The organism is Bacillus sp. sid0103 (genome assembly GCF_019219025.1).
Genome location: NZ_JAHUWN010000016.1, coordinates 1 through 24,033 on the forward strand (window position 1 = coordinate 1; position 24,033 = coordinate 24,033).

Annotated in this window: 28 protein-coding genes; 1 reads left to right on the top strand and 27 read right to left on the bottom strand. The window is 36.9% G+C overall.

The features are described 5' to 3' along the window. Positions 1–117: 117 nt before the first annotated feature. The 18 genes from KW850_RS17705 to KW850_RS17790 all read right to left on the bottom strand — a co-directional run bounded on the left by KW850_RS17705 (position 118) and on the right by KW850_RS17790 (position 15,848). Complete coding sequence (locus tag KW850_RS17705; RefSeq protein ID WP_218349024.1) at positions 118–465, bottom strand: YpoC family protein; 348 nt, start codon at positions 463–465, stop codon at positions 118–120. 1 nt (position 466) lies between these two features. Next, positions 467–1,135: an endonuclease III gene (gene nth, locus KW850_RS17710; RefSeq protein WP_218349025.1), complete on the bottom strand. Its 669-nt coding sequence runs from the start codon at positions 1,133–1,135 to the stop codon at positions 467–469. 61 nt (positions 1,136–1,196) lie between these two features. Continuing rightward, positions 1,197–1,892: a DnaD domain-containing protein gene (locus KW850_RS17715; RefSeq protein WP_218349027.1), complete on the bottom strand. Its 696-nt coding sequence runs from the start codon at positions 1,890–1,892 to the stop codon at positions 1,197–1,199. A 120-nt stretch (positions 1,893–2,012) separates the two neighbouring features. Beyond that, complete coding sequence (locus tag KW850_RS17720; protein ID WP_256358319.1) at positions 2,013–3,215, bottom strand: pyridoxal phosphate-dependent aminotransferase; 1,203 nt, start codon at positions 3,213–3,215, stop codon at positions 2,013–2,015. A gap of 26 nt (positions 3,216–3,241) precedes the next feature. Beyond that, positions 3,242–3,715, bottom strand: coding sequence for a cell wall elongation regulator TseB-like domain-containing protein (locus KW850_RS17725; RefSeq protein WP_218349029.1), 474 nt, complete (start codon positions 3,713–3,715; stop codon positions 3,242–3,244). Between the two features lie 15 nt (positions 3,716–3,730). Beyond that, a complete protein-coding gene (locus KW850_RS17730) occupies positions 3,731–3,901 on the bottom strand; it encodes a YpmA family protein (protein WP_081825341.1) in 171 nt (56 codons plus the stop codon). Between the two features lie 115 nt (positions 3,902–4,016). After that, on the bottom strand, positions 4,017–4,868 hold the full coding sequence (locus tag KW850_RS17735) for a ComEC/Rec2 family competence protein (RefSeq protein ID WP_218349030.1): 852 nt from the start codon (positions 4,866–4,868) through the stop codon (positions 4,017–4,019). Between the two features lie 86 nt (positions 4,869–4,954). Continuing rightward, a complete protein-coding gene (dinG, locus tag KW850_RS17740; protein ID WP_218349033.1) occupies positions 4,955–7,756 on the bottom strand; it encodes an ATP-dependent DNA helicase DinG in 2,802 nt (933 codons plus the stop codon). Positions 7,757–7,923: 167 nt separating this feature from the next. Continuing rightward, positions 7,924–8,307, bottom strand: a complete 384-nt coding sequence (panD, locus tag KW850_RS17745) for an aspartate 1-decarboxylase (RefSeq protein ID WP_218349034.1) — start codon at positions 8,305–8,307, stop codon at positions 7,924–7,926. A 33-nt stretch (positions 8,308–8,340) separates the two neighbouring features. Continuing rightward, on the bottom strand, positions 8,341–9,189 hold the full coding sequence (gene panC / locus KW850_RS17750) for a pantoate--beta-alanine ligase (protein ID WP_218349037.1): 849 nt from the start codon (positions 9,187–9,189) through the stop codon (positions 8,341–8,343). Next, on the bottom strand, positions 9,186–10,022 hold the full coding sequence (panB, locus tag KW850_RS17755; protein WP_218349039.1) for a 3-methyl-2-oxobutanoate hydroxymethyltransferase: 837 nt from the start codon (positions 10,020–10,022) through the stop codon (positions 9,186–9,188). The genes panC and panB overlap by 4 nt, the downstream gene beginning before the upstream one ends. 238 nt (positions 10,023–10,260) lie before the next feature. Continuing rightward, the gene (locus tag KW850_RS17760) at positions 10,261–11,238 is read right to left on the bottom strand and encodes a biotin--[acetyl-CoA-carboxylase] ligase (protein ID WP_218349044.1); all 978 of its coding nucleotides are present in this window, start codon (positions 11,236–11,238) and stop codon (positions 10,261–10,263) included. Then, positions 11,223–12,422, bottom strand: coding sequence for a CCA tRNA nucleotidyltransferase (locus KW850_RS17765; RefSeq protein ID WP_218349045.1), 1,200 nt, complete (start codon positions 12,420–12,422; stop codon positions 11,223–11,225). The genes KW850_RS17760 and KW850_RS17765 overlap by 16 nt, the downstream gene beginning before the upstream one ends. A gap of 10 nt (positions 12,423–12,432) precedes the next feature. Further along, positions 12,433–13,560 (bottom strand): N-acetyl-alpha-D-glucosaminyl L-malate synthase BshA, encoded by a 1,128-nt coding sequence (bshA, locus tag KW850_RS17770; RefSeq protein WP_218349055.1) that lies wholly within the window; start codon positions 13,558–13,560, stop codon positions 12,433–12,435. A 2-nt stretch (positions 13,561–13,562) separates the two neighbouring features. After that, on the bottom strand, positions 13,563–14,273 hold the full coding sequence (bshB1, locus tag KW850_RS17775; RefSeq protein ID WP_218349058.1) for a bacillithiol biosynthesis deacetylase BshB1: 711 nt from the start codon (positions 14,271–14,273) through the stop codon (positions 13,563–13,565). Next, a complete protein-coding gene (gene mgsA, locus KW850_RS17780) occupies positions 14,266–14,682 on the bottom strand; it encodes a methylglyoxal synthase (RefSeq protein WP_218349060.1) in 417 nt (138 codons plus the stop codon). Before mgsA ends, bshB1 begins: the two co-directional genes overlap by 8 nt. 12 nt (positions 14,683–14,694) lie before the next feature. After that, positions 14,695–15,498, bottom strand: coding sequence for a 4-hydroxy-tetrahydrodipicolinate reductase (dapB, locus tag KW850_RS17785; RefSeq protein WP_218349061.1), 804 nt, complete (start codon positions 15,496–15,498; stop codon positions 14,695–14,697). Positions 15,499–15,503: 5 nt separating this feature from the next. Beyond that, the gene (locus tag KW850_RS17790; RefSeq protein WP_218349062.1) at positions 15,504–15,848 is read right to left on the bottom strand and encodes a nucleotide pyrophosphohydrolase; all 345 of its coding nucleotides are present in this window, start codon (positions 15,846–15,848) and stop codon (positions 15,504–15,506) included. 202 nt (positions 15,849–16,050) lie between these two features. Here KW850_RS17790 and KW850_RS17795 point away from each other — a divergent pair, with 202 nt between their 5' ends. Further along, on the top strand, positions 16,051–16,923 hold the full coding sequence (locus KW850_RS17795; protein WP_218349063.1) for a YitT family protein: 873 nt from the start codon (positions 16,051–16,053) through the stop codon (positions 16,921–16,923). Between the two features lie 36 nt (positions 16,924–16,959). Here the strand turns inward: KW850_RS17795 and ypjB are convergent, their stop codons facing one another. The 9 genes from ypjB to KW850_RS17840 form a co-directional block, all read right to left on the bottom strand. Further along, positions 16,960–17,754, bottom strand: coding sequence for a sporulation protein YpjB (gene ypjB / locus KW850_RS17800; RefSeq protein WP_256358320.1), 795 nt, complete (start codon positions 17,752–17,754; stop codon positions 16,960–16,962). Between the two features lie 66 nt (positions 17,755–17,820). After that, positions 17,821–18,414, bottom strand: a complete 594-nt coding sequence (gene lhaT, locus KW850_RS17805) for a lipoprotein heptaprenylglyceryl N-acetyltransferase LhaT (RefSeq protein WP_218349065.1) — start codon at positions 18,412–18,414, stop codon at positions 17,821–17,823. A gap of 79 nt (positions 18,415–18,493) precedes the next feature. Beyond that, positions 18,494–19,267, bottom strand: coding sequence for a menaquinol-cytochrome c reductase cytochrome b/c subunit (locus tag KW850_RS17810; protein WP_218349066.1), 774 nt, complete (start codon positions 19,265–19,267; stop codon positions 18,494–18,496). 61 nt (positions 19,268–19,328) lie between these two features. Then, entirely contained in the window at positions 19,329–20,003 is a 675-nt protein-coding gene (gene qcrB / locus KW850_RS17815; protein ID WP_144547447.1) for a menaquinol-cytochrome c reductase cytochrome b subunit, read from the bottom strand. 1 nt (position 20,004) lies between these two features. After that, on the bottom strand, positions 20,005–20,511 hold the full coding sequence (locus KW850_RS17820; RefSeq protein WP_256358321.1) for a QcrA and Rieske domain-containing protein: 507 nt from the start codon (positions 20,509–20,511) through the stop codon (positions 20,005–20,007). A 143-nt stretch (positions 20,512–20,654) separates the two neighbouring features. Continuing rightward, the gene (locus KW850_RS17825; protein WP_218349067.1) at positions 20,655–21,119 is read right to left on the bottom strand and encodes a YpiF family protein; all 465 of its coding nucleotides are present in this window, start codon (positions 21,117–21,119) and stop codon (positions 20,655–20,657) included. A gap of 110 nt (positions 21,120–21,229) precedes the next feature. Then, on the bottom strand, positions 21,230–21,796 hold the full coding sequence (locus KW850_RS17830) for a ReoY family proteolytic degradation factor (RefSeq protein WP_218349068.1): 567 nt from the start codon (positions 21,794–21,796) through the stop codon (positions 21,230–21,232). A gap of 33 nt (positions 21,797–21,829) precedes the next feature. Next, on the bottom strand, positions 21,830–23,095 hold the full coding sequence (locus tag KW850_RS17835) for a tetratricopeptide repeat protein (RefSeq protein WP_218349069.1): 1,266 nt from the start codon (positions 23,093–23,095) through the stop codon (positions 21,830–21,832). Between the two features lie 21 nt (positions 23,096–23,116). Continuing rightward, on the bottom strand, positions 23,117–24,019 hold the full coding sequence (locus tag KW850_RS17840) for a hypothetical protein (protein ID WP_218349071.1): 903 nt from the start codon (positions 24,017–24,019) through the stop codon (positions 23,117–23,119). Positions 24,020–24,033 lie beyond the last annotated feature (14 nt).

Below are 24,033 nucleotides of genomic sequence, written 5' to 3' on the forward strand. Positions count from 1 at the left end.
TTACTCATGTAAATCCTCCGTCCACAATAATTCTTTTATTATAAACGGGTTTTCTTTCTGGGGACATAGAAAAACCCGAATAAAGGGGCACTTTTTAATTAGTGTCCATTATTCGGGTTACAGTTCAGGTTTAGACGCTTTTTTTAGTATGTTTCTCTTTACAAACAACTTTTCTTGTTCAATCATTAGCTCTGAAAGCTGCCGATAGGAATGATATAATCCAGGCCTTGCCATAATAAAGGCTAATCGCTCCTCCACATTAACAGGTTTAAAATCAAACTGTTTATAATTAATCGATTCATTCTGTGGAATTGGCAGCTCATTTGCCCTAGATAGAAATTGGATAAATAAGTAAATTCCTTTTTCCATCAACACTTTTGCATTGTGGTAATCCCGTTCACGAAAGTATTTTTCAAGTTGCTTTTTACTTTTATCCCATTCGGTAAGTAGATTGGATATCTCCACCTCATTGTGCTCCATTTAGCGTGACCTGACCTTTCATCCTCTTTTTCCCTTCCCTGCAGAGTTCTAACAAAGGGCAGCTTGGACATTGTGGATTTTGAGCTTTACAATGATAACGTCCAAAAAATATCATCCGGTGGTGTGTGACAGACCATTCGTCTTTTGGAACCTTTCTCATTAATGTTTTTTCCACTTCAAGGACAGTATCCTTCCACCTGCATATACCTAATCGTTTACTTACTCTCTCCACATGTGTGTCTACTGCAATTGCAGGTACATTATAAGCAACCGACACCACAACATTTGCTGTTTTCCTGCCAACGCCAGGCAGTTTGGTTAACTCATCACGATCCGTTGGAATTTCACCGTTATATTCATCTAATACCATTCTACAAAGATTTTGAATGTTTTTAGCCTTATTCCGATAAAGGCCAATCGAGCGAATGTCGTTTTGCAATTCTTCAAGAGAAACTGCTAAGTAATCCTCAGGTGTTTTATATTTTTCAAATAATGTTTTGGTTACTTTATTGACAAGCACATCGGTACATTGTGCTGATAAAGCCACAGCGATGACTAGTTCAAAGGGATTCGAATGATTTAACTCACAGTGGGCCTCTGGAAACATCACTCCCATTTGATCAAGGCAATAACGGATTTGGATATTATTTAGCATTTCTATCACCTACTACTATTAAAATGAAATAAAACGAGAGATAGATCCCTCGTTAGTCAAATTATTGTTCTAACCAATTGTAAAAAGGAACGCTAGGCTGATGTGATTCAGTCTTAATATTCCCCTTCTGCGTTTGCTTTTGACGAAATTTTTGCCCATGGTTTTTTGCCTGCTCAATTGTTTTTATTCCATTCTTCTTCCACTCAAAGAGAATTCTATCAATATAGCGGAAATTTAATTTCCCCGACATTACAGATTCACGTAAAGCAGCTTTGATAATAATTGGGTCATGATGGTCATCATCCATCCACATAGCTAGAGATTCACATTCAAACGGAGAAAGCGGACGTCCAAATTCCTTTTCAAAACACGTATATAGGTCCGTTTCATCGGTCTTCTTATCTAATTCTTTATTATTATTCTTTTTCAAGAATTGTTCTATCAGTCTTTCCCATAAAGGCTCGACTGAATACTTCTCATAGCGAATGCCATCATTGTTATATTCGTCTGTGATTTGAATAAATCCTCTTTGAATAAGTCTTCTGAGCATTTCGTTACATTCAGAAACGGTAATCGTCATACGTGCTGAAAGCTCGTCGGGAGTAGGGAATTCATGTCCTTTATCTAAAAAGGTGAGAATATTTAATATAAGAACAAGTTCATATTCATTTAAATTTAAATTACGGTATTCAGAAAATAATAATGTAGGAACAGTAATGTTCCCTTCTTGAATCCATGCTAATAAGTTTGTTTTCATGTTAAGGACACCTCCTGTTTAGTATATCATGAACAATATGTTCGAGTAAGAGTATTAGGCATCCATCTTTGGTAACTAAAAGCAAAAAGCCTGCAGCTATTCGCAGACTTTTTGCAAATATTAATTATTGACAATGCTTGATTTTGAAACAACAAATTGGCGTATTCTTTCAACTGCTTGTTCTAATAATTTTAAAGAGGTTGCATAGGAAAGTCTAATATTATCAGGAGTTCCAAATCCTGAACCAGGGATCACAGCCACTTTAGCATCCACCAGCAGGGCTTCAACAAAAGCATCCACATTATTGTAACCTGTCATCTCTGCTGCTTTCTTCACATTTGGATAAAGATAAAAAGCACCTTGTGGTTTCACACAAGTCACACCTGGAATTGCCACAAGCTTTTCAAAAATAATTTTTAATCTTTCTTCAAATGCCTTTCGCATATCCTCTACCGGCTGTTGTGGACCATTGTAAGCGGCGATTGCTGCATACTGAGCAGTTGTTGTAGGATTAGATGTACTGTGGCTAGCAAGGTTTGTCATTGCTTCAATGATCACTTTATTACCTGCTGCGTATCCAATTCTCCAACCAGTCATCGAATGTGACTTGGAAACCCCATTGATTACAATCGTTTGCTCTTTTAATTCAGGAGAGAGTTGAGCAATCGAAATATGCTTATTTTCACCATATACCAGCTTCTCATAGATTTCATCTGAAACGATGAGAATGTTCTCTTCAAGACAAACTTTGCCTATTTCCAAAAGTTCTTCAGCTGTATATAAGACTCCAGTTGGGTTACTAGGTGAATTAATAATAACTGCTTTTGTCTTTTCTGTGATTGCATTTTTTAATTGCTCTGGTGTGACTTTAAATTGATTTTTCTCAAATCCCTCAATATAAACGGGGATACCGCCTGCTAATTTCACTTGTTCCGGATAACTAACCCAATAAGGTGTCGGGATAATGACCTCATCGCCATCGTTTAAAATCACTTGAAATAAAGTATAGAGGACATGTTTAGCACCATTGCCGACAATGATTTCATTAAGATTATATGCTAATTCCTGATCCTCTTCGAATTTCTTGATAATTGCTTTTTTTAAGCCAGGTAAGCCAGCTGAAGGTGTATACTTCGTATGTCCTTCATTCATGGATTGATAAGCAGCATCTAAAATATGCTGTGGAGTATTGAAGTCAGGCTCACCGGCTCCCAGACCGATGACATCTTCCCCTTGTTCTTTTAGTTCTTTTGCTTTCGCTGTAATCGCTAATGTTGTTGAAGGTGTAAGTGCTTTTACACGATTAGCTAATTCCACTACCATACCAATTTCCTCCGCTCTCCATTTATTTATAAGTTCTCAATTTTTTTAAGCCACTCACCAGTATCAAAGTGAACATAATAATAATTTATTAAATTATTATTGGACCGGTAATAAATTTCCCATAATGGGATATTTTTTTCCATGCCAAGACGAACAGAAATGATCTTCTTAGGGCTTTTTTCTTGTTGAAGTTTTTGTATAGCTGCTTCTTTTGTTAGCCCATTGTTAGCTTTTCTGACGAAAATTTCCTTACTTTTTTCAGGAATCCATACAATAACCTTTTCGCCTTTCTTACTTTTTCCCTCAATGACATTTACCGTTTCATTCCCATTATAAATATGAAAATCTTCAACCTCTGTTAATGATATTTCCTTTTTCGCAAGTGTGACAGCTTTTTTTTCGGCTGTTTTTAAAGGATCAACTGCTGATAAATAAACTTTTATCAATAATCCACACAGAGCTAATACTAATATTGATAGAACAATAATCCACTTTTTCATTTAGAAATCACTTCTTTATGTACGATAAATCGTAAAAATCGCTGTATTTTGATTCTCTTGATCCAGTGCTAGACCAAACATAAGGTCTTCCTGTTTCAAAGTTCGATTAAGGGCATCAACAATTTTATATAAATCCGGACTGTGTTGGATTTTCACTGTTGATAAAACTTCTATTTTACTTTCCATCCGTTTTCCTCCAATGTATTCCTATTTCTCTACATTTTTTGATAAATCTTATCCATTATTATAACAGGTTGAAGCAAAAAGAGGGTCTAAGATGATATGATTTTCAAATTAAATTTTATTCATCCGATTCAATTGGGATTGTGATCACCTCATAATTTGAATCGGTGAATTTGATTGTTATTGTACCATGTTTTTTAGTTGAATAAATTTCCGACCAAGTTTCATGCAGATCAACAAGAATTTCTGGATCATGCTGCTCTTCTTCGGGTGAAAATAGAATTGAAATTTGCGGATTTAAATACTGAATTAACTTCTCAGAAATAGAGTCTTCCACCGCACAATTAGGAATTTTAAAAACATTAATATTCTCAAGATTCTTCCTTAATAGAGTTTCCTCCGCGCGTGGTGTAAATGACGTCATAAAGAAAATTCGGTGATTAAAAAATTCAAATGTCAGATCCATACCTTCATTATCTTCACTACCCAAAAATTGAACGACAGCAGTCATCTCAGGCAGGATTGTTTTCTTTGTTCCCGCTCCCCACGATATAACTGCTGGTTTATTGATTGAATCCAGTTTTTTTCTGATTTGAGTAGATCGTTCAGGTGTTGTAATTATTTCCTTAATTTTGTATTTCGATATTAACCGATTGATTTGTTTTTCAGTAACTTCCTGATCATTATTAGTAAGGATTAATTTAGAAATCTCCTTCACATCATAAAGGTAAAGCCAGCCTTCTAATTCCGCGTTGGTTTCTTTCCCGCCGACATTTACCAAGATATTCTCATTATTTGCACCTTGAATAAGAGTTGCTTCCCCTTCCGAAAGTCCAAGAAAAGTCACTGCAACTTCATGATCCTTAATATTTAAATCGATGTTTTCTATATTATTTAACGAAGGATTCGAGGCCTCTACCGTGAGTGTCGTTTGAATAAAAAAGGCCAATAGTACGAGTAAGGTTCTCATGACACACCTCCCACATATAGGATGTGTATATTGCCAATTTTTATCCAGTATAATATCCAATTGTCATCGCTGATATGAACATCAAATCATAACCACGAGTGGATAATTTCAACTAAATCATCGACCCTTCCCCTATTAATAGGTACAGTAGGAATAGACTTCAAAAAAGCCTTCCCATATTTCGTTGTTACAATCCTTTTGTCAAAGACTACAATAATGCCACGATCATTTTCTGTTCGAATTAGGCGGCCAAATCCCTGTTTAAATCTAAGAATTGCTTCAGGGAGTGAGTATTCTGAAAATGAATTCCCCCCGCGTTTTTCTATCAACTGACATTTAGCCTCGGTTAAAGGATCATCTGGCGGACTAAATGGAAGCCTGACTATAACAAGGCAGGATAAGTCTTCACCAGGTATATCTACTCCTTCCCAGAAACTGCTGGTTCCTAATAATAAAGCTTTATCATAGCGCTGGAAATTCCGGGTTAGCCTTGTTCGGCTGCCGCTTGTTATCCCTTGAGCAATCATCGCATAATCATGTAAAAAACCACTTTCTTTAATTAATTCATAAGTTTTCTTAAGCATGTCATAAGCTGTAAATAAAAGCAGCATTCTTCCTTTTGTTGCTTCAGCAATTGTAATAATATGCTCCGTAATTGAAATAACATAATCATCAAGAGAAACAGAATTTATTTCTGGTAAGTCTTCCGGAATTAAAAGCTGTACCTGGTGATTGTAGGCAAATGGAGAAGGGATATTTACTTGTATAGTTTCATTAGGATCAAGGCCAATTTCCTTTATGAAATAATCAAATGATTTATTTACAGTCAGTGTCGCAGATGTAAAGACGACCGCTTTTTTTAGTTGAAAGAATTGTTCCTTTAACTGTCCGGCCACGGAAGTCGGCTGAACCATAAATGTAGTCACATTTTGCGGTGAACGAATATCGATTTCAATCCATTTTACATCGTTGGTTAGTTTAAGAAAGGAATCAATAACCGTAACTCTAAGTTCTGCCAATTCACATTGAAATGATAGAATTTCTTCCAATTTATTTTCATCCGAACGTGATAAAGAATTACTCTCCTTTTTAATCCATTCAAGACGGTCGGAAATTTCTGAATAGAGGTCCTTAAGTAAAAAGGCAAACCTCTCTGCACTGTGAATAAGTGCCTTTTTTTCTTTCGCTTCGTCATTTGCTGAAAAACGAACCTTGGTACGATTAATTCCTTTTTTATTCGACATCTTGGCTCTTGCAAAATGGGCAATCAATTGGAATAATTCGTCTGTTTCAAACGTAAGATCAGCCATTAATTGATTTATCTTAGTTGTAGGTGTCAGAATCTCGTTTTTTCCTGATACTGTATCAATTAGCTTCTCCATCTCATAAAAGAGTTGTTTTTGTTCATAAAGGCCAAATTGACTTAATGTTAGACGGGTGGATAAATAATCTAATGTATGTCCAAAGAACTGACTTGCCGCTTTTTCAAAATGGTGTCCTTCGTCTATAATAGCGTAAGAAAAATCAGGTAGGATCGTGCCTTCCCCTTTAATATCGCTTAATAATAAAGAATGATTTGTAATAATGATATCTGCTGCTTGCACTTTTCTTTTGGCCCTTAAATAAAAATCTCTATCTTGCCACTCTTGGTTCTGTAAAAAAATAGCTGGTTCATTTTTAATTTTGTTCCAAAAAATTTGCCCACCGCTTGAAAGGTTTAATTCATCCCGATCACCGGTTTCTGTTTCGATCAGCCAAACAAGAATTTGCATTTTGGTTAAACCAGTATCGTAATTATCGTTTTCTTCTTCCAGGGTCTGTTTAAATTTTTCTAAACTAATATAATGATTTCTCCCTTTTAGCAAAACAAAGTTTAAATGAAACGGCAAAAGTTTTGCCAAGAGAGGGATTTCATTTTTTAAAAGCTGTTCTTGCAAATGAATGGTATGTGTACTTACGACAATAGGAAGCCTATTTTGCCTTGAAAAGTAGGCAATTGGAAGCAAATACCCAAGTGATTTACCAACACCAGTTCCAGCCTCAATCACCGAATGCCTTTCACTTTGAAATGCTTGATAGACTGTATCCATCATCGCAAATTGGCCAGTCCTCTTTTCAAATGCATCAAATGCCTTACTTACCAAATCAATTTTATCTGACTCAGTTGCAGGATATTGATACTCACTACCATTAGCAGTTGAACCTGTAGGATCTGGAAGTCTTTTTAAGGCTAGTTCCTTAAAAATCTCGATAGACTCAGGCAATCTTTCCAATGCATCATCTTTATTAACCAGTAATTCATCAAGAAACTGCTGAAGGTCGCTTTTCAGTCCTCCTGATAAATGAGCAAGCTGTTTTAGCGTGACGATTGGTAATGATGTCATTCGATCCAAAAGAATAAGAAAAAGTTCAGCCGTGACCTGTGCATCACTATCCGCTTGATGGGGACGATCATGAGTCAATTTTTCTCTTTCTGCTAAATCAGATAGTTTATAGCCATCTGCAGTCGGATAAAGGATTCTTGCCATTTCAACTGTATCAAGAACAGGTCCGAAAAACCCTTCCTGGCCAGACTGGATTAATTCTTCTTGTAAAAAGGACAAATCAAACAAAACATTATGTGCAACAAAATAGGCTCCATCCAGTAAAGTCATGACCTTTTCTGCGATTTCCGAAAAAAGCGGCGCATCTTTGACCATATCATTATTTAAACCAGTTAATTCTTCAATAAATAATGGTATGGATTTTTTTGGATTGACTAGTGATGAAAACTTTTCTGTAATTTTTCCATTTTCAATGACCACAGCTGCAAATTGGATGATTTTATCACCCTTTTTTGGAATGTTTCCCGTTGTTTCCAAATCAATTACGACGAATTTATTAAGCATTCATTAACACCCCAAACCTTCGTTCAGTAAAACGGTATCACATTATCTTCCAAACAAAAAGGATATGCTATGTGGAGAATCAGATTCTACCATTATCATTACGATTTTTATTATTATGTATATTATATAAACTCTTGTTAAAAAAGAAAAATCCCCAGAACTGGGGATTACATGATTGTGAGTGCAGGTTCAGCATGGATTAGTTCTTTTATACGATTGTTTTCATCCATAATTGCCACTTTTGGCTTATGCGCGGCTAGTTTTTCTTCAGCGACTACCGCATAGGAAATAATAATGACAATATCACCTTTTTGAACAAGGCGGGCAGCTGCACCATTTAAACAAATGACTCCACTGCCTCGTTCACCTGGAATAATATAGGTCTCTAAACGAGCACCATTATTATTGTTAACAATTTGAACCTTTTCATTTGCAATCATTCCAACTGCATCTAATATATTTTCATCAATTGTGATACTGCCCACATAATTTAAATTTGCCTCTGTAACAGTAGCACGATGGATTTTTCCGTTCATCATGGTGCGAAACATATATCTTCTTCCTCCAATTCCTCTTATTCCCTATTAATCTATTTTCGTGATGAAATTGTCTATTAAACGTACCTTTGAAAATTTTACAGCGAGCGCAATAATAATTGTACCCTCTAATTTTTCCAATGGTTTTAATTGTGGATAGGAGTAAATTTGTACATAATCAATAACACCACTCGCTTCATGATTAATCATTTCACGAATCAAGTTAATTAATTTAGCAGGGTCTTTCTCACCCTCATTAATGGCTGCTTCTGCAGCTTGAAGGCTTTGAAATAGAACCGGTCCTTCAAGTCTTTCTTGCGGAAGCAGATTTACATTTCGAGAACTTTTCGCAAGCCCATCAGATTCCCGAACGATATCTACGGCAACAAGATTTACAGGAATATTAAAATCAGAAATTAATCCCTCAATAACCGCAACTTGCTGGGCATCTTTTTTTCCGAAATAGGCTCTTGTTGGCATAATGATGTTAAAAAGCTTTGTAATGACTGTAGCTACGCCGTCAAAATGGCCAGGGCGAGAACTCCCACACAAAACATCAGTCCGATCCTGTACGGTAACTTTGACTGAAAGTTGGTTTGGATACATTTCTTCGGCAGAAGGATAAAACAGATAATCAACCTTTTCACTTTCAGCCAAGGCACGGTCACGCTCAAAATCACGTGGATATTCAGCATAATCCTCTGTTGGTCCAAATTGTAATGGGTTAACAAATATGCTTAGGACAATTATATCATTTTCCTGTCTTGCTTCATTCACAAGTGTTAAATGTCCTTCATGGAGAAATCCCATCGTTGGGACAAAGCCAATCGATTTACTTTGGCTTTTGTGGTTGGAGATTATCCCCTGCATTTCCTTAATCGTTGTGATGACCTTCATTTTATACCTCCATAAAGCCCTTTCAGTTCCTGTTCCTTCATTGTAAAAGAATGCCTATCCTCAGGAAACTGTTTACTTTTTACGTCTCTTGCATACGCTTGAATGGATTCGATCATGAATGGATTTACGGAATGGTATTGTTTCACGAACTTTGGTACTCGTTCAACACCATAGCCAAGGATATCATGATAGACAAGCACTTGACCATCCACGTCAACTCCGGCACCAATACCAATAATAGGAATCGAAAGACTTTGTGAAATTTCCTCAGCCAATTGTTTTGGGACACATTCAAGAACAATGGCAAATGCTCCTGCCTCTTCACATTTCTTAGCATCATCCATTAATTTCCTTGCAGCTTGTGCATCTTTCCCTTGTACTTTATACCCGCCTAATACTCCTACTGATTGAGGGGTCAACCCTAAATGTGCGCATACAGGAATGCCTGCCTTTGTGAGAGCTGCAATTTTTTCTAAGACATCATCTGCCCCTTCAAGTTTTACCGCATGTGCACCTGTTTCTTGAATAAGTCTGCCTGCATTCATCAATGTATCCCGAACGGATAGGTGATAAGTTAAAAAAGGCATATCAGCGAGAATAAATGTATCTTTAGCCCCCCGTTTAACCGCCTTCGTATGATGGATCATGTCTTCAAGCGTAACTGGGATGGTTGAGTCATAACCAAGAACAACCATTCCGAGGGAGTCTCCCACTAAAATGACGTCGACTCCTCCTTCTTCTGCTTGTTTAGCAGATGGGTAATCATACGCTGTCAGCATGACAATTTTTTCATTATTTTCCTTCATTTTTAAAAAATCTGTTGTTTGCTTCATCCATTTTCCCTCCTTTTAATTGGGAGAGGGGAAAAGAAGATTTCGAAGAGCAAATAAAAAGATCCTTCTGAAGGCAGAGGATCCCGATTACTCTTTTACATGCTTCATCCCTCTGTCCCGGTCCGTTAAACGGATCTAGGCAGAAACCTTTTTAATTGTTTGTCACATAAAGGTGCAGTTCGCTGTGGATACTGCCCATTGGAATGAATTATAACAAATTTCAAGAAAAGTTCAAGCATTATAATTCAATATCGGCTGAATAGATATGGTGGATGAAACCAGACTCATCCTCTAATTTCAACACTCCATCATCTGTAATGCCAAGAGCTTTTCCCTCAATGGTATTCGATAATGTTCTTGCTTTTATGTTTTTACCGATACTGCTGGCATAGCCCTCCCATAAAAGTTTTATTGGTAAGAAGCCCTGTTCGAGATACACTGTATACAGTTTTTCAAAGTGCTTGAGGATACTTCTAATTAACTCAGCTCTCGAAACTGATACTTTATTCTCAATAAAAAGGGAGGTGGCAATTTCTTGAAGCTCTGATGGGAAATCATCTTTCTTTTGATTCACGTTTATACCTATTCCAATAATAATCGAATGAATTTGATCTGCTTCAGCCTGTAATTCCGTTAATATCCCCGTTACCTTTTTTCCATTTATAAGAATATCATTTGGCCATTTTATTTCTGGAATAAGGTCTGTCATTTCTTCAATTGCTTGAACAATTGCAACAGCTGTTAGCAATGTCAATTGTGGCGCGTTACTAAGAGGGATATTAGGACGTAAGATCATACTCATCCAAATACCAGTATATTTTGGGGAATGCCATTTACGGGCCATTCTCCCCCTCCCTGCCAACTGCTCTTCGGCAATGATGATTGTCCCTTCTGGGGCATCTTCTGAAGCTAAACGGTGTGCAATCTTCTGGGTAGATTCAACACTCTCTTCATAATGGATATTTCTCCCCATCAAGGTAGTTGCTAAACCGAGCCGTATTTCATCAGCTGTTATTTTTTCTGGTGTTTTTAGTATCCGATAGCCTTTATTTCTAACCGCATCTAATTTAAATCCTTCTTTTCTGAGTTCCTCTATATGCTTCCAAACTGCTGTCCTAGAGCATCCAATGAGTTCTGCAAGATGTTGTCCTGACAGAAAGTCATTCCCAGCATTTGTAAAGGCATCCAGTAGCTCTTTTCTTATTTCAGATTGCACTTCATTAGCCACTCCTTGATTTTTTCAATGTTATTATCGAGTTGTCCAGCTAAGATCTTTTTTTCAATAGCTAAAAGCGTCTCCTTCAGCCATGGTCCTCCTCTTTTATTGAACAAGGCCATTAGGTCATTCCCAGACACATTTATTTCTGCACGATCTTTTATTGGTAGAGAGTCGTACAGATTGATCCAACGTTGCAAAGATTCTGTTTCCTTGATGTTATTAATTTCAAGGTAGACCCTTTCTGTTGAAAGAATCGTATTACGCCCCGCAGAATATAAGTCATAAATAGACCATTCATGGTCAAGTCTTATATAGAGGAAATGGACAATCCGCTGAATCTCTCTAATTTCCTTAAGTGAAAGCCGCCATTCCTTTAGGAAAACCTCAATCTCTTTTTCCTTTAGATTTAAACAGAAAATCAATAATGACCATATTTCATTCATCTTAAGGTCAGGGCTTTCAAAGCCTAGCATTTTTTCTAAAAACTGCCTCTTGTCCTTCAAACCAGGTAAATATAAATAAATGTTTGTTTCAAGGAGAATAGTAAGTGCAGTTCGTGTATTCTTTCCGATTAAAAGTTTTTCAAACTCTACCCTTTTTCTCTCAACCGCAATGTTCTCAAGCAAATGAACCAGCATGGCTAATGCTTGAACTGTTCCCTTTTCAATTTGAAAAGAAAGTTGGCTAACAAACCGAACAGCTCTCATTATTCTTAGAGCATCCTCTTGAAATCTATCACTTGGATTTCCGACTGTTTGAATTACTTTTTTTTGTATGGATAATAAACCATTAAATGGATCTATCAGTTTTCTATTTTTGTCCATTGCAATTGCATTCATCGTAAAATCTCTACGCTTTAGATCATCCTTTAAATTACGAATAAAAGTAACTTCTTTGGGTCTACGATAATCTTGATACTCTGATTCCGTTCTAAAGGTAGTAATTTCATATGCTCCATGTTGAACAAGGACGAGAACCGTTCCATGTTCTATTCCAATATCAATTGTTTTCGGAAAAATCTTTTTCACTTCAGCGGGTGTGGCACTAGTTGCGATATCTACGTCATTAATCTCTCTTTTTAACAGAAAATCTCGAACTGAACCACCGACAAAATAGGCTTCGTAGCCAGCATCCTCCAGCTGTTTTAAAACAGGAGCTGCTGTTAAGAATGGATCTGTCATTTCCTTCACCTTAATTCAGTAAATTAAAATAAATTTGCTCATATTGTTCAACGATTTGGTCAGCTTTAAATTTGGTTTTTGCAGTGTAGACGGATTGGTTAGAAAATTGTTGGTGAAGGATGTTGTCATTTAAAACAGTTAGTGCTTTATTGGAAATATCTTCGATATCACCCACTTCACAAATGAAACCATTGACACCATGATTAATAACCTCAGGAATACCGCCAACATTGGTACCTATACATGGAACCCCACATGCCATCGCCTCTAATGCAACTAGGCCAAAGCTTTCTTTTTCCGATAATAACAACATTAAATCACTAATGGAGTACAATTCCTCTAAGCTTTCTTGTTTTCCAAGGAATATGACTTGATCTTCTAATCTAAGCTCTCTAACCAACTTACAAACAATGGTCATTTCAGGACCATCACCGACTAACAGTAATTTAGCAGGTATTACAGATGCGATCTTGGCAAAGGATTTCACTACATCTTTCACCCGCTTAACTGGACGAAAATTGGAAACATGAATAATAACTTTCTCATCTTCCCTTATCTCAAAATCTGACTTTAAAGCAAGCGCATCACTTTTTTTATAGATACGGTCATCAATAAAATTATAAACGGTTTCGATTGGTTTATCAGGATTAATGAGTTCATAGGTTTGGTCCACTAACGCTTTGGAGACTGCCGTTACTGCATCAGATTTTTCAATTCCAAATTTAATGGCATCTGTTAACGATGGATCATACCCTAAGATCGTTATATCTGTTCCATGTAACGTGGTGACAATTTTAACATCACGGTGGCTCATTTGCTTCGCTAATATTGCACAAACTGCGTGAGGGATAGCATAGTGGACGTGAAGCACATCTAATTTTTCCCGATTTGCTACTTCCGCCATTTTACTTGCTAAAGCAATATCGTAAGGTGGATACTGAAATACGGAATATTGATTGACTTCAACTTGATGATAATATATATTATGATAAATTTTATTTAACCTAAAAGGGATACTTGATGTAATGAAATGAATTTCATGACCTTTTTCAGCCAGCATTTTTCCTAATTCCGTCGCTACCACACCTGAACCACCTACGGTTGGATAGCAAGTAATGCCAATTTTTAATTTCCTCATCGTTATTCTCCTATCAAATCTCGATTCAAAAGAATGGGAACTTTCGTTTTGAACCCTTCAGCAAATGCGACACCAACAAGTTTTCCAAACATTTTTTCCCTTGCCTCTACTGTTTCAATATACCCATTTACGAGCGGGGTATTGTAACTTTCTTCTGTTTGCTCAAATTGGCTTTTGTATTCCCTCAATGCTTGGAGTTTCTGATCCATATATCGTGAAATATCGATTGTAAAATCTGGTTTATGAAAACCATTAATCATATAGAAATAAACTTGCTCCACGCGGTGTGCTGGTTCATTTCCTTCTGTTTCATACTTTCTTATTCCAGCAGAAAATACTGCCTCTTCCACTAAATTAGCACAATTCCCATGGTCAGGATGCCGGTCCTCAAAATAAGGTGCAAAAACAACCCGAGGCTTCGTAAGTCTAATCATCCTAGCAATTTCTCTTATGTATTCTTCTTTAAAAAATAATCCCCTATCTGGAAAACCAAGTGAAGTTCGCATTGAAACTTTAAGAATCTCAGCCGCATTTGCTGCTTCCAATTTTCTTAATTCAACGTTCCCATTCGAAGAAAGGTCGGCATCTGTTAGGTCACAGATACCAACACGTTTTCCTTCTGATGTCAATTTTGCAATCGTACCGGCCATGCCAATTTCGACATCGTCTGCATGGGCTCCAAATGCAAGGACTTGAAGGTGTGGATTATTCATTGATTACACCATTCTCTTTTTTTAGATTTCTCCATTCAATTAGTCCTAGTTCTAAACCTCTAATTAATAATTCCGCAGTTCCCATATTTGTAGCCAGAGGTATGGAGTATACATCACAAAGCCTGACCAATGCAGTGACATCTGGTTCATGCGGCTGAGAGGTTAAAGGGTCGCGGAAAAAGAAAACAGCATCCATGTTATTTTGGGCAATCATTGCTCCTATTTGCTGGTCACCACCAAGAGGTCCAGATTGGAAACGAGTAATATTTAACCCCGTTGCTTCACTAATCCTTTGTCCGGTAGTCCCTGTTGCAAATAAGGTATGCTTCGCAAAAATATACTGATAGGCGGTTGCAAATTGAACCAGATCATTTTTCTTTTTATCATGAGCGATTAAAGCAATATTCATAATTATGACTCCCTACTCTAATATATTTTCAAGTCCATAAACAAAGGTATTATTTGTCATTACGGATTCTACTGCAACTTTTACTCCTGACATAAATGAACCGCGGTGATAGGAATCATGCTTGATGGTTAAAGTCTGACCATCGGAACCAAATAACACCTGTTGATGAGCGACCAATCCAGGTAACCGTACGGAGTGAATATGCATTCCATCATAATTTGCACCCCTAGCACCTTCTATTGTTTCTTTTTCATTTGGATGGCCTTGATTTTTCGCCTCTCGAACAACAGAAATCATTTCAGCTGTTTTTACAGCTGTTCCTGATGGAGCATCAAGCTTCTGGTCATGGTGCAATTCAATAATTTCTACATCTTCGAAATATTTTGCAGCCATTTGCGAAAATTTCATCATTAACACAGCTCCAATTGCAAAATTTGGAGCGATAATACATCCCAGATTTTTCTCCTGACAAATTTCTTCTAATTCCTCTAAATCACTAGCAGAAAATCCTGTAGTGCCCACTACTGGACGGACATTGTAGGCAAGTGCCGTTTTGGTATGGTGCATGCCGACTTCAGGTGTGGTTAGATCAATCAACACATCAGCTTGAACATTTTGCAGGCAGGTGTCAATATTTGAATAAACTTGCACATTATGTATCGAATGAAAACCTTCTATATCGCTTAACATAATCCCATCATATTTATGATCCACAGCAGCAACAAGTTCAAAGTGTTTCGTATTGGTTACTAACTTTACAGCTTCACTGCCCATTCTTCCGCGGGGTCCAGCGATTATAATTCTAATCTTTTCCATCCAAATCACTCCATCTTAACATCGTTAATTCTTGTCCAACGATCTTTGTCTCTTGTATTAAATTTCGCCATCACATAATCATGTGCATCTTCGAGGCTAATATTTAAAGAATTAGCAAAACAAATTAGTACAAATAAAAGATCCCCTAGTTCTTCCTCAATGGCTTTTTCGGTTTCACTAGTTTTTTTCGGTTTCTCTCCATAATAGTGATTTATTTCCCTAGCAAATTCCCCTAATTCTTCCGTAAGTCGCGCCAGCATTGCTAGTGGACTAAAATAACCCTCTTTAAATTGACTAATGTACAAATCTACCTCTTGTTGAAGGTCTTTCATCGTTTTTTCTTTTGCCATGTATTTCACCTCTTTACTACGTCCGATAATTATGTCCATATTACAACTACTATCCATTGTTTATGTTAGCTAAATTAACGCCGATTTACAAATGATTTCATTTATAATCTGCTCTTTTTCGCTACTCATTGCTCTTGCAATTTTTATTCGCTATAATAAAAACCGCCATATAAGAGAATTTATGGCAGAGGGGGGATTATTAATGTTATCAGGGCTTAAAGTAAAAAACATATTGTTCATCCTATTAGGGGCAGCAATCTTGTCGTTTGGACTAGTCAATTTTAATATGCAAAACAAGTTAGCAGAAGGTGGATTTACAGGGATTGCACTCTTATTTTATTTCTTGTTCAAATGGGATCCATCTTATTCAAATTTATTATTAAATATTCCTCTTTTTTTTATTGGGTGGAAATTATTAGGACGAAATACCTTCCTTTATACAATTATAGGAACGGTTGGGGTATCGATTTTTTTATGGATATTTCAGCGTTATGCCATTGATATGCCGCTTGAAAGTGATTTAACATTAGCTGCATTATTTGCCGGCGTTTTAACAGGTATTGGGTTGGGAATCATTTTCCGTTATGGAGGAACGACAGGCGGAGTCGATATTATTGCAAGACTCGTCCAAAAATATGCAGGCTGGAATATGGGGAAAACGATGTTTTTGTTTGATGCCTGTGTTATCACCTTATCACTTTTAACCTATTTAAATTATAAGCAGGCCATGTACACCCTAGTGGCTGTTTTTATAGGTGCAAGAGTCATTGATTTCATATTAGAGGGTGCTTATTCTGCACGTGGAGCAATGATCATTTCGGAAAAGAACGAACAAATTGCCTCTAAAATTATGGAGGAAATGGACCGCGGGGTAACAGCCTTAAAAGGTTATGGGTCATACACGAAAAGTGAGCGGGAAGTTTTATATTGTGTTGTGGCTAAAAATGAAATAGTCCGGCTAAAAAATGTGATCACTTCGGTAGATCCTCATGCCTTTGTTTCCATCACCATTGTCCATGATGTTCATGGTGAAGGATTTACCTTGGATGAAAATAAAATGCCTTTAGTGGATTAAAAAAAGCAATGTCCAGCTGGACATTGCTTTTTTTAATTAATCCTTTAAATCCCTGGAACGGTCTTTTTTCATGTTCTTGTCACCTTGGTATTTTCTAAAGCCTACATAGGATAAGGTCATGATAATTATGCTTCCTGTTGAGATGATAACCCACCAAATATTAGGGTCTGCCTGATCCTCTTCCATGTTGGAAAAGAGATTGACTAAGTCTGTATCTAGTTTTTCTAATTCCTCTTGACTTTTTGAATCACTTACTACTTGGGAACGATATTCATTAATAAAATCAATCCGAGCATCTAGTCTTTGAACATTTTCTACGGACACATCAATTTTCATACTGGGATAGATAACATTGTACAAAGATAAAAATGAATTGAAGTTTGTATGAAAGTGTCCTGAATCACCTTTTTTTGCAGCATCTTTTGCCTGATGGAAGGCTGTCATAATTTGGTCTTCCATTTCTACCCATAATGGTTGATGGCTTGTTGCAATGGCATCAATAACAAGACGAAATTTAACAAATTTATTTATTCGTTCCTCATCTTTCATGTTGGAACTAACAGCAGCCTCCATTGCTTCATCGTGGGAGGTATTGATAATTCTTACCTCATCCATTGTTAATGGCTGATCCGTACCAGAAATACTAGTGAACTGATCAGAAAAATAATCAAGCATTCTTTTTGCATCATCATATCTATGAAACTTCACCATTTGGAGTGCTTCATCTGAGATATCATCAAGCTTCTCCATTGGCGATTGATGATCAGCATAAATAGTTGTGGGAGTAAGCATCATGATAATTGCAAATAAAAATAACCATTTGATTTTCAATCCTTGTCCCCCCTTTCATTACTAATAAAATGTATGTAGGGGTGGACAAGGTTAGACCAGATTGGATTATTTTATTTCAAGTTTATATCGATTGGACCGAATTGAAAAATAATAGGCTAGAAAGATTGAGAGAATCGATAGCCAGAATGTAAAATAGCCAATTTGCGGAGTGTATTCATCAAGCATATGGTAGCTCGGCAACATGAAGAAAACATAGTCAATCACATCATTATGCAGGGTCCAAATAGCTGTTATGATTAAATGCTTCCATTTAAATCGATAAAATGGGGCATATAAAATACCTTGGACGGCCATAGCAAAATGGGAAAAAATCAACATATAACCAACCGCATCTAGTTCTCCCTGAACAAAGTAGACCAGTAGGTTCATTACTACAGCCCAAATTCCATATTTAAAAAGTGTAACAATAGCAAGCGCTTCTACTAATGGCCAGTTTCTCCGTAATAGAAAAGCAATTAATACAAAAACAAAAAATAAACTAGCGGTTGGGCTGTCAGGTACAAATAAAAGAAAAATAGCTGGTGTCTCTTTTAATTGCCATCCATACCAATAATAGCCATAGATGGTTCCAGCTATATTGATAATTAATAATAACATCATAATTTGCCTATTGGCCAAGAGAGGATATATCCAACGCACAAGTAAGCTCCTTTCATGATTTATTTTTCCATGAAGAAAAAAGCTGACGATCCTTCGTCAGCTTTCCACAATTTGATTATTACTTACCAAGGCCTGAGATAAATTCAGAAAGTGTTTTAAGTTCTTCGTCAGTCCCTTTGAAGATTCCGGGCGGCATTTTTCCGCCTTTACCTTCTTTGGCAATCTTTGCAATTTCTTCTGGTTTCAAGCCAGTACCGACTAATGCAGGAGCACCGGCACCACCTGAAAGATTTTCACCGTGACAAGTAATACATGTATTTGCACTAGCTATTTTATAGCCTGCGCTCGACTTATCAATATCAACCTTTGCCACAATTTTACCTTGGCGTTCAGCCTGCGCCCAGTCATGTGTCGCAACAGATTCCCAAGTTAAAAATACGGTGGCAGCTAATGCCAATAGCATAGCACCAGTTGCAATCGGACGCTTCATTGGACGTCGTTCCGGACCATTATCCAGGAACGGAGCTAATAATAACCCTCCAAAAGCAAGTCCTGGTATGATCATTGCTCCGATTACAGTGTATGGACCAGATGCAAATGTATATTTCAATAATTGATACAAAAACAAGAAATACCAGTCTGGCAATGGAATGTACCCAGTATCGGTCGGGTCCGCAATCCTTTCAAGCGGAGCCGGATGGGCAACTGTTAAACATAAAAAGCCGACAAGAAATACAGCTCCTATCATCCATTCTTTCAAAAGGAAGTTAGGCCAGAACGCCTCTGTTTTACCAGGGTATTCTGAGTAATCTTTCGGAATCATTTTTTTTCGTTCAGAAGGCGCTAAAACACGTGAATCACCTACGAACTTTAATCCTTTACCGCGATGCATCGAGCAATCCCCCTCCTTTTTCTGTAGTTAGTAGAAAAACTTCGATAAAAAAAGCCGTTTTTTATAGTGGTCCAGAAATACCTTGTTTACGAATCATTAAGAAGTGAGCTCCCATTAATCCAAGCAATGCCCCCGGTAGGAAGAACACATGAATCGCAAAGAAGCGGGTTAATGTTTGAGCACCAACAATGTGTTCATGTCCTGCTAGTAAAACCTTAACCTGCGAACCGATAAAAGGTGTCGCTTCGGCAATTTGCAGACCTACTTTTGTTGCAAATAACGCTTTCATGTCCCAAGGTAATAAGTAACCTGTAAAACCTAAACCAAGCATAACGAAGAAAATAAGAACTCCAACTACCCAGTTTAATTCACGAGGCTTTTTATAAGCACCTTGGAAGAAAACACGTAGAGTATGTAAAAACATCATGACAAGTACTAAACTTGCACCCCAGTGATGCATACCACGTACAATTTGTCCAAAAGCAACTTCATTTTGAAGATAATAAACAGATTCCCATGCATTTTTAATATCTGGTACATAGTACATGGTTAGAAACATACCAGAGAGAATTTGAATGACTGTAACGAAGAATGTTAGACCACCAAAGCAGTATACAAACGCTGAAAAATGATGCGCTGGATTAACGTGCTCAGGTACTTCATGGTCTGCGATATCGCGCCACAAAGGCGTAATATCTAAACGTTCATCTACCCAATCGTAAATCTTGTTTAACATGTTACGCCTCCTTCCGTGGTTCAGCTTTACCTAAATAAAGAAAACCGTCTTTTTCCTTGTATGGATATACATCAAGCGGGTGAAGTGGTGGTGTACCAGGAACGTTGGTTCCATCCTTTGTATAACGCCCATAGTGGCATGGACAAAAGAATTGGTTTGGATGTTCCTTGTCCGTATTCCAGTTAACCGTACAGCCTAAATGTTTACATGTAGGTGAAAGGGCTACAATTTTACCTGCATCATTCTTATAAACCCAGGCAGTATTCGTTACCTCTGACTCGTACCATGCATCCTTTTGCTTAAAAGTAAAGTCAACTCGAACCGGTTCTTCCTTTATTTCAGAAACCTTTTGCTTTGTTGCGATGAAATCTCCGCCTTCTTCAGCTTTTAAAACAGGATCAACTGCAAATCTAACCATTGGCATTAGCATACCAGCCGCCATGAAACCGCCTACCCCTGTTAATGTGTAGCTTAAAAATTGACGTCTTGAAACGCGTTGCTTACTCATGCTTATATCCCCCCCTCTATTTACGAAGTTAAGTCCAACGGACAAAATTTAAACACATATAAAACTAGGACATAACAATGATATATCAATCTGCATGTTAGGTCAATATCATACTATTTTAAAAACATACTTAAAAAATTGTTTTACTCATTTTCATGCCATTTTTGCGTAAAGAGATCCAAGAGCTGCTTTACTTGACTATCAACAACCGCCATTTTCTGTGAATCATTCATATGTTCCAACGGTATTGATGGAAGCCATATTACCGTTCCGTTTAGGTATTCTTCTCGTGTTCTCCATTCGATTTCGGATGTTATGTAAAATAAGTGTTTAAACTCCCCCTTTTCAAGGTTGGTCTCCCAATCCTTTAAATCCTTAATGGTATTTTCACCATTTTTGGACTTCAGATACGTAAATGGAGGCAATAGTATTAATCTTCCCGTAAATTGCCTTTCTAAATGTCCTGTTAGTAATGTAATAAACTCAGCTGCAGCAGCTGATTGTTTCATCTCCCCACCAACAGAAACGGCAACTAACGGAACAATAGCCGTGTCAACATATTCCTTGGCATTCAAATAAGTCTCAATATCTTGGGATGTCCATTTCATAGCTTTCCACCAACCCTTTAATTTCACTATTATAATAATATCATTTTCTACACAAACAATAAAAGATATATGGGTATATTTAGAAAAATTCAAAACAAAAAGGAAGCTGCTTATTGCACGCTTCCTCTTTGTTCAGTCATTGTTAGTGCATTAAGTTTTTGCGTCAACATTTGAAATGCATGTCGATCTTGTTTATCAAGGGCTTCATCGATTAATTGAAGGATTTTCTCACGTTGAAAGTGTTCAATACTCCGCTGCAATAATTGTTCTGCAATAATTCCGTCCTTCTCATTTACTTGCAGGTGTTTAGGTACGTATAAATTTTCTTCCAGAACCGCAGCATACTGGTGTGCCTGATTAGAAGCATGGAAGTTTAATTGGATAAAAATATCCTCATCTCGATTTAACCGTATATCGTGGAAGGATTTTTCAGCATCTGTTGTCATTACATTTTCTTTATAAAATCGAAATGGTACCTTATCAACACAATGTGTTGACATAATTAAACCTCTCGGACAATACTGTGCTTGCTCCACAAAATGAACCTTCTCCATCAGTTGATCGTGGCTCATTAAGTAGTTAAGAATCCAAACACATTCTCTTCTCTTTAATTGATAATGATTTAAAAACCAGCGAATAAAGTCCTTCTTCTCGTTGACAGAAACAGGGGTTGCCATGATAGTTTCCCTCCTCTGCAAATTCAGCTTTTTTTAATCTTTCAACCCTGTAAGCCGTTCAAGTAAATCCATATACTCTTCATTTGTTGGATCTTCATTTTGCAACTGTTTAAAAATTTCGGCGGCGCGGTCGGTTTTTCCTTCTTCAATTAAAAAATATCCGTACTCCTGTAAAAACGTTTCATTTTTCTTAAAAAAAGTATATGCACTTTCATATTTGTCTAATGCGTAAGAAAATTTTTCTAGCTTCTGATAGCTTACTGCAGCATCCCATAAAAGTTGGGGCTCTTCATCTTCTCTAATATCCAGTTGAGTGAGTAACTCAATGATGTCCTCGTATCTTTCTTGGAGCAAAAAGAGTTTATTTAAGGTCAAGGCCGCTTCCATAAAACCTGGGTCTAAAGCTAGAGCTTCACGGTAATACTTTTCTCCTTCCTCGACTTTTCCTAATTTCGTTGCAATTTTTCCACCAAAGAAAAATAACTCTTTATTGAATTCATCTTGTTTTATGCCTTCTTGAATGGTAAGTAAACTATTTTCAAGTTCTCCCTCCCTTTCATATGCTAACGCAAGGTGTAAATATAGAGAATGATATTCTGGATCCAGCTCTTTTAATTCATTAAATTTCCCTATAGCAGTGCGATAATATCCAGCCTGAAGTGCAGTAAAAGCATAGCCGAATAAAGTGTTGATCTCTAATTTTTCATTAATGGCCTTCTCATAATAAACAAGTGCTTCCTCAAACATTCCAGATGCACTTAAGAGGTCCGCAATCCGTTGATCTATATTCACACCAGCAATTTCATTTACTTCCTTTAAAACCTTTTCGTAAGCTTCCATAGCTTTGGTAACTTCACCTTGATCACTGTAAAGTTCACCCAATGCAAAATGGATGATGACTTCATCTGGCAATATCTCTTTTGCCTTTAGAAGTTTTTGTTCACAAACCTCATATAAACCTTGAACTTGATATAGATCGGCTAGCAATAGTAATGATTGTCCATAATTTGCATCGTGCTCTGAAATCTTTTCAAGCACAAGAATGGCTTCTTCATCTTCCCCGGCTTCGACTAATATTTCACCCAACAGGACGAGCAACTCGCCTTCCTCAGGGAAAGTTTCTAATAAATTTTCTATTAAAGTCCTTGCCTCTTCTAAGAAGCCATATTGATACAGTTCTTCTCCGAGAAGGAATTTTTCATCCGGCATTCCACTTTTTAATACAACATTATATTCAGTTAATGCCTCATTATGTTGACCATTTTCTAACATGGTAATAATTTTATTAACTCGTTCCATTGACTCTTACCTCTCGTTCTCCTAGCTTGTCAGAGAAAAAAATGATGGGGTGCGGACCCTAACATGTTCTCCATATCCAGGTTTAAATATCACGTCATTACCTGCTCGCAGAACGGCCCCCTTGTGAACAGTTACTACAAGTCTATCACTATGATAATGAAATAAATTCATATCATCAACATTCCGGCTTTCGATTATTTTTGTATATAGGTTATAACTCACTTCAGTACCACTCATTAAACTAGCTTTTTGCGGATATAATCCTATTTTATTCATTACCGAAATAGTCAATGGGGTATTTTCTTCAATTTCTTCATATAGCGCAGGGATATTCTCTCTATTCATTGTACCTTTCCATTTCGACAAAACACTCTTCACTTCCTTCTTCTCGGCTGAAGAAATTATTGGGATTAATGGACAGTTGAAGGGAAACATGGCATCTTTAATCCAGCCCCAAGGAATTTGTTCCAATTCTTCATGGGTTTGAAGATCAACAAAAATGGCAGGTACTTTTTCCTTCTTACATTTTCGAATAAACGATTGAGTAATAAGTCTAATTGGAATCCTTACCCCAATGAGAAAGTCTAATGGGCTGCTTAAGAGTGCTGTTTTCAGTTCGGATATCTTTGAGGATAATTCATTTTCGTAGGAAACATTAACATAGGTAAACATGGTAGTGCAACCTTTCAATACAAACTCCTCAATCAAACACTTCTTTAATTCTTGAAAGGTTTTAATTTGTGGAATAGTTGAATTTAACATAACATATGTCGGGGTCATAATGTATGGAGCAGCATTCATTTTTATAAGCCGATAATAGTTAAAATGCGTATCAATCTTGTCTATTCGATTGTTACTAATTAATAGTGAACATGCTTTCAACTGTTTGTCTTTAAGGAGATTGGCATTTTCAATGATATACATTATCCACCACCCTA

Bases quoted from the DNA above. Each gene is read 5' to 3' on its own strand.
- KW850_RS17830 (WP_218349068.1), bottom strand. From the start codon at position 21,796: ATGGCAACCCCTGTTTCTGTCAACGAGAAGAAGGACTTTATTCGCTGG.
- KW850_RS17725 (WP_218349029.1), bottom strand. From the start codon at position 3,715: ATGAAAAAGTGGATTATTGTTCTATCAATATTAGTATTAGCTCTGTGT.
- dinG (WP_218349033.1), bottom strand. From the start codon at position 7,756: ATGCTTAATAAATTCGTCGTAATTGATTTGGAAACAACGGGAAACATT.
- KW850_RS17840 (WP_218349071.1), bottom strand. From the start codon at position 24,019: ATGTATATCATTGAAAATGCCAATCTCCTTAAAGACAAACAGTTGAAA.
- KW850_RS17835 (WP_218349069.1), bottom strand. From the start codon at position 23,095: ATGGAACGAGTTAATAAAATTATTACCATGTTAGAAAATGGTCAACAT.
- bshA (WP_218349055.1), bottom strand. From the start codon at position 13,560: ATGAGGAAATTAAAAATTGGCATTACTTGCTATCCAACCGTAGGTGGT.
- KW850_RS17720 (WP_256358319.1), bottom strand. From the start codon at position 3,215: ATGGTAGTGGAATTAGCTAATCGTGTAAAAGCACTTACACCTTCAACA.
- bshB1 (WP_218349058.1), bottom strand. From the start codon at position 14,273: ATGAATAATCCACACCTTCAAGTCCTTGCATTTGGAGCCCATGCAGAC.
- KW850_RS17730 (WP_081825341.1), bottom strand. From the start codon at position 3,901: ATGGAAAGTAAAATAGAAGTTTTATCAACAGTGAAAATCCAACACAGT.
- panB (WP_218349039.1), bottom strand. From the start codon at position 10,022: ATGAAGCAAACAACAGATTTTTTAAAAATGAAGGAAAATAATGAAAAA.
- panC (WP_218349037.1), bottom strand. From the start codon at position 9,189: ATGAAGGTCATCACAACGATTAAGGAAATGCAGGGGATAATCTCCAAC.
- mgsA (WP_218349060.1), bottom strand. From the start codon at position 14,682: ATGAATATTGCTTTAATCGCTCATGATAAAAAGAAAAATGATCTGGTT.
- dapB (WP_218349061.1), bottom strand. From the start codon at position 15,498: ATGGAAAAGATTAGAATTATAATCGCTGGACCCCGCGGAAGAATGGGC.
- KW850_RS17735 (WP_218349030.1), bottom strand. From the start codon at position 4,868: ATGAGAACCTTACTCGTACTATTGGCCTTTTTTATTCAAACGACACTC.
- KW850_RS17715 (WP_218349027.1), bottom strand. From the start codon at position 1,892: ATGAAAACAAACTTATTAGCATGGATTCAAGAAGGGAACATTACTGTT.
- panD (WP_218349034.1), bottom strand. From the start codon at position 8,307: ATGTTTCGCACCATGATGAACGGAAAAATCCATCGTGCTACTGTTACA.
- qcrB (WP_144547447.1), bottom strand. From the start codon at position 20,003: ATGTTAAACAAGATTTACGATTGGGTAGATGAACGTTTAGATATTACG.
- KW850_RS17790 (WP_218349062.1), bottom strand. From the start codon at position 15,848: ATGGCAAAAGAAAAAACGATGAAAGACCTTCAACAAGAGGTAGATTTG.
- nth (WP_218349025.1), bottom strand. From the start codon at position 1,135: ATGCTAAATAATATCCAAATCCGTTATTGCCTTGATCAAATGGGAGTG.
- KW850_RS17795 (WP_218349063.1), top strand. From the start codon at position 16,051: ATGTTATCAGGGCTTAAAGTAAAAAACATATTGTTCATCCTATTAGGG.
- KW850_RS17820 (WP_256358321.1), bottom strand. From the start codon at position 20,511: ATGAGTAAGCAACGCGTTTCAAGACGTCAATTTTTAAGCTACACATTA.
- KW850_RS17765 (WP_218349045.1), bottom strand. From the start codon at position 12,422: ATGACAGATCCATTCTTAACAGCAGCTCCTGTTTTAAAACAGCTGGAG.
- KW850_RS17825 (WP_218349067.1), bottom strand. From the start codon at position 21,119: ATGAAATGGACATCCCAAGATATTGAGACTTATTTGAATGCCAAGGAA.
- KW850_RS17810 (WP_218349066.1), bottom strand. From the start codon at position 19,267: ATGCATCGCGGTAAAGGATTAAAGTTCGTAGGTGATTCACGTGTTTTA.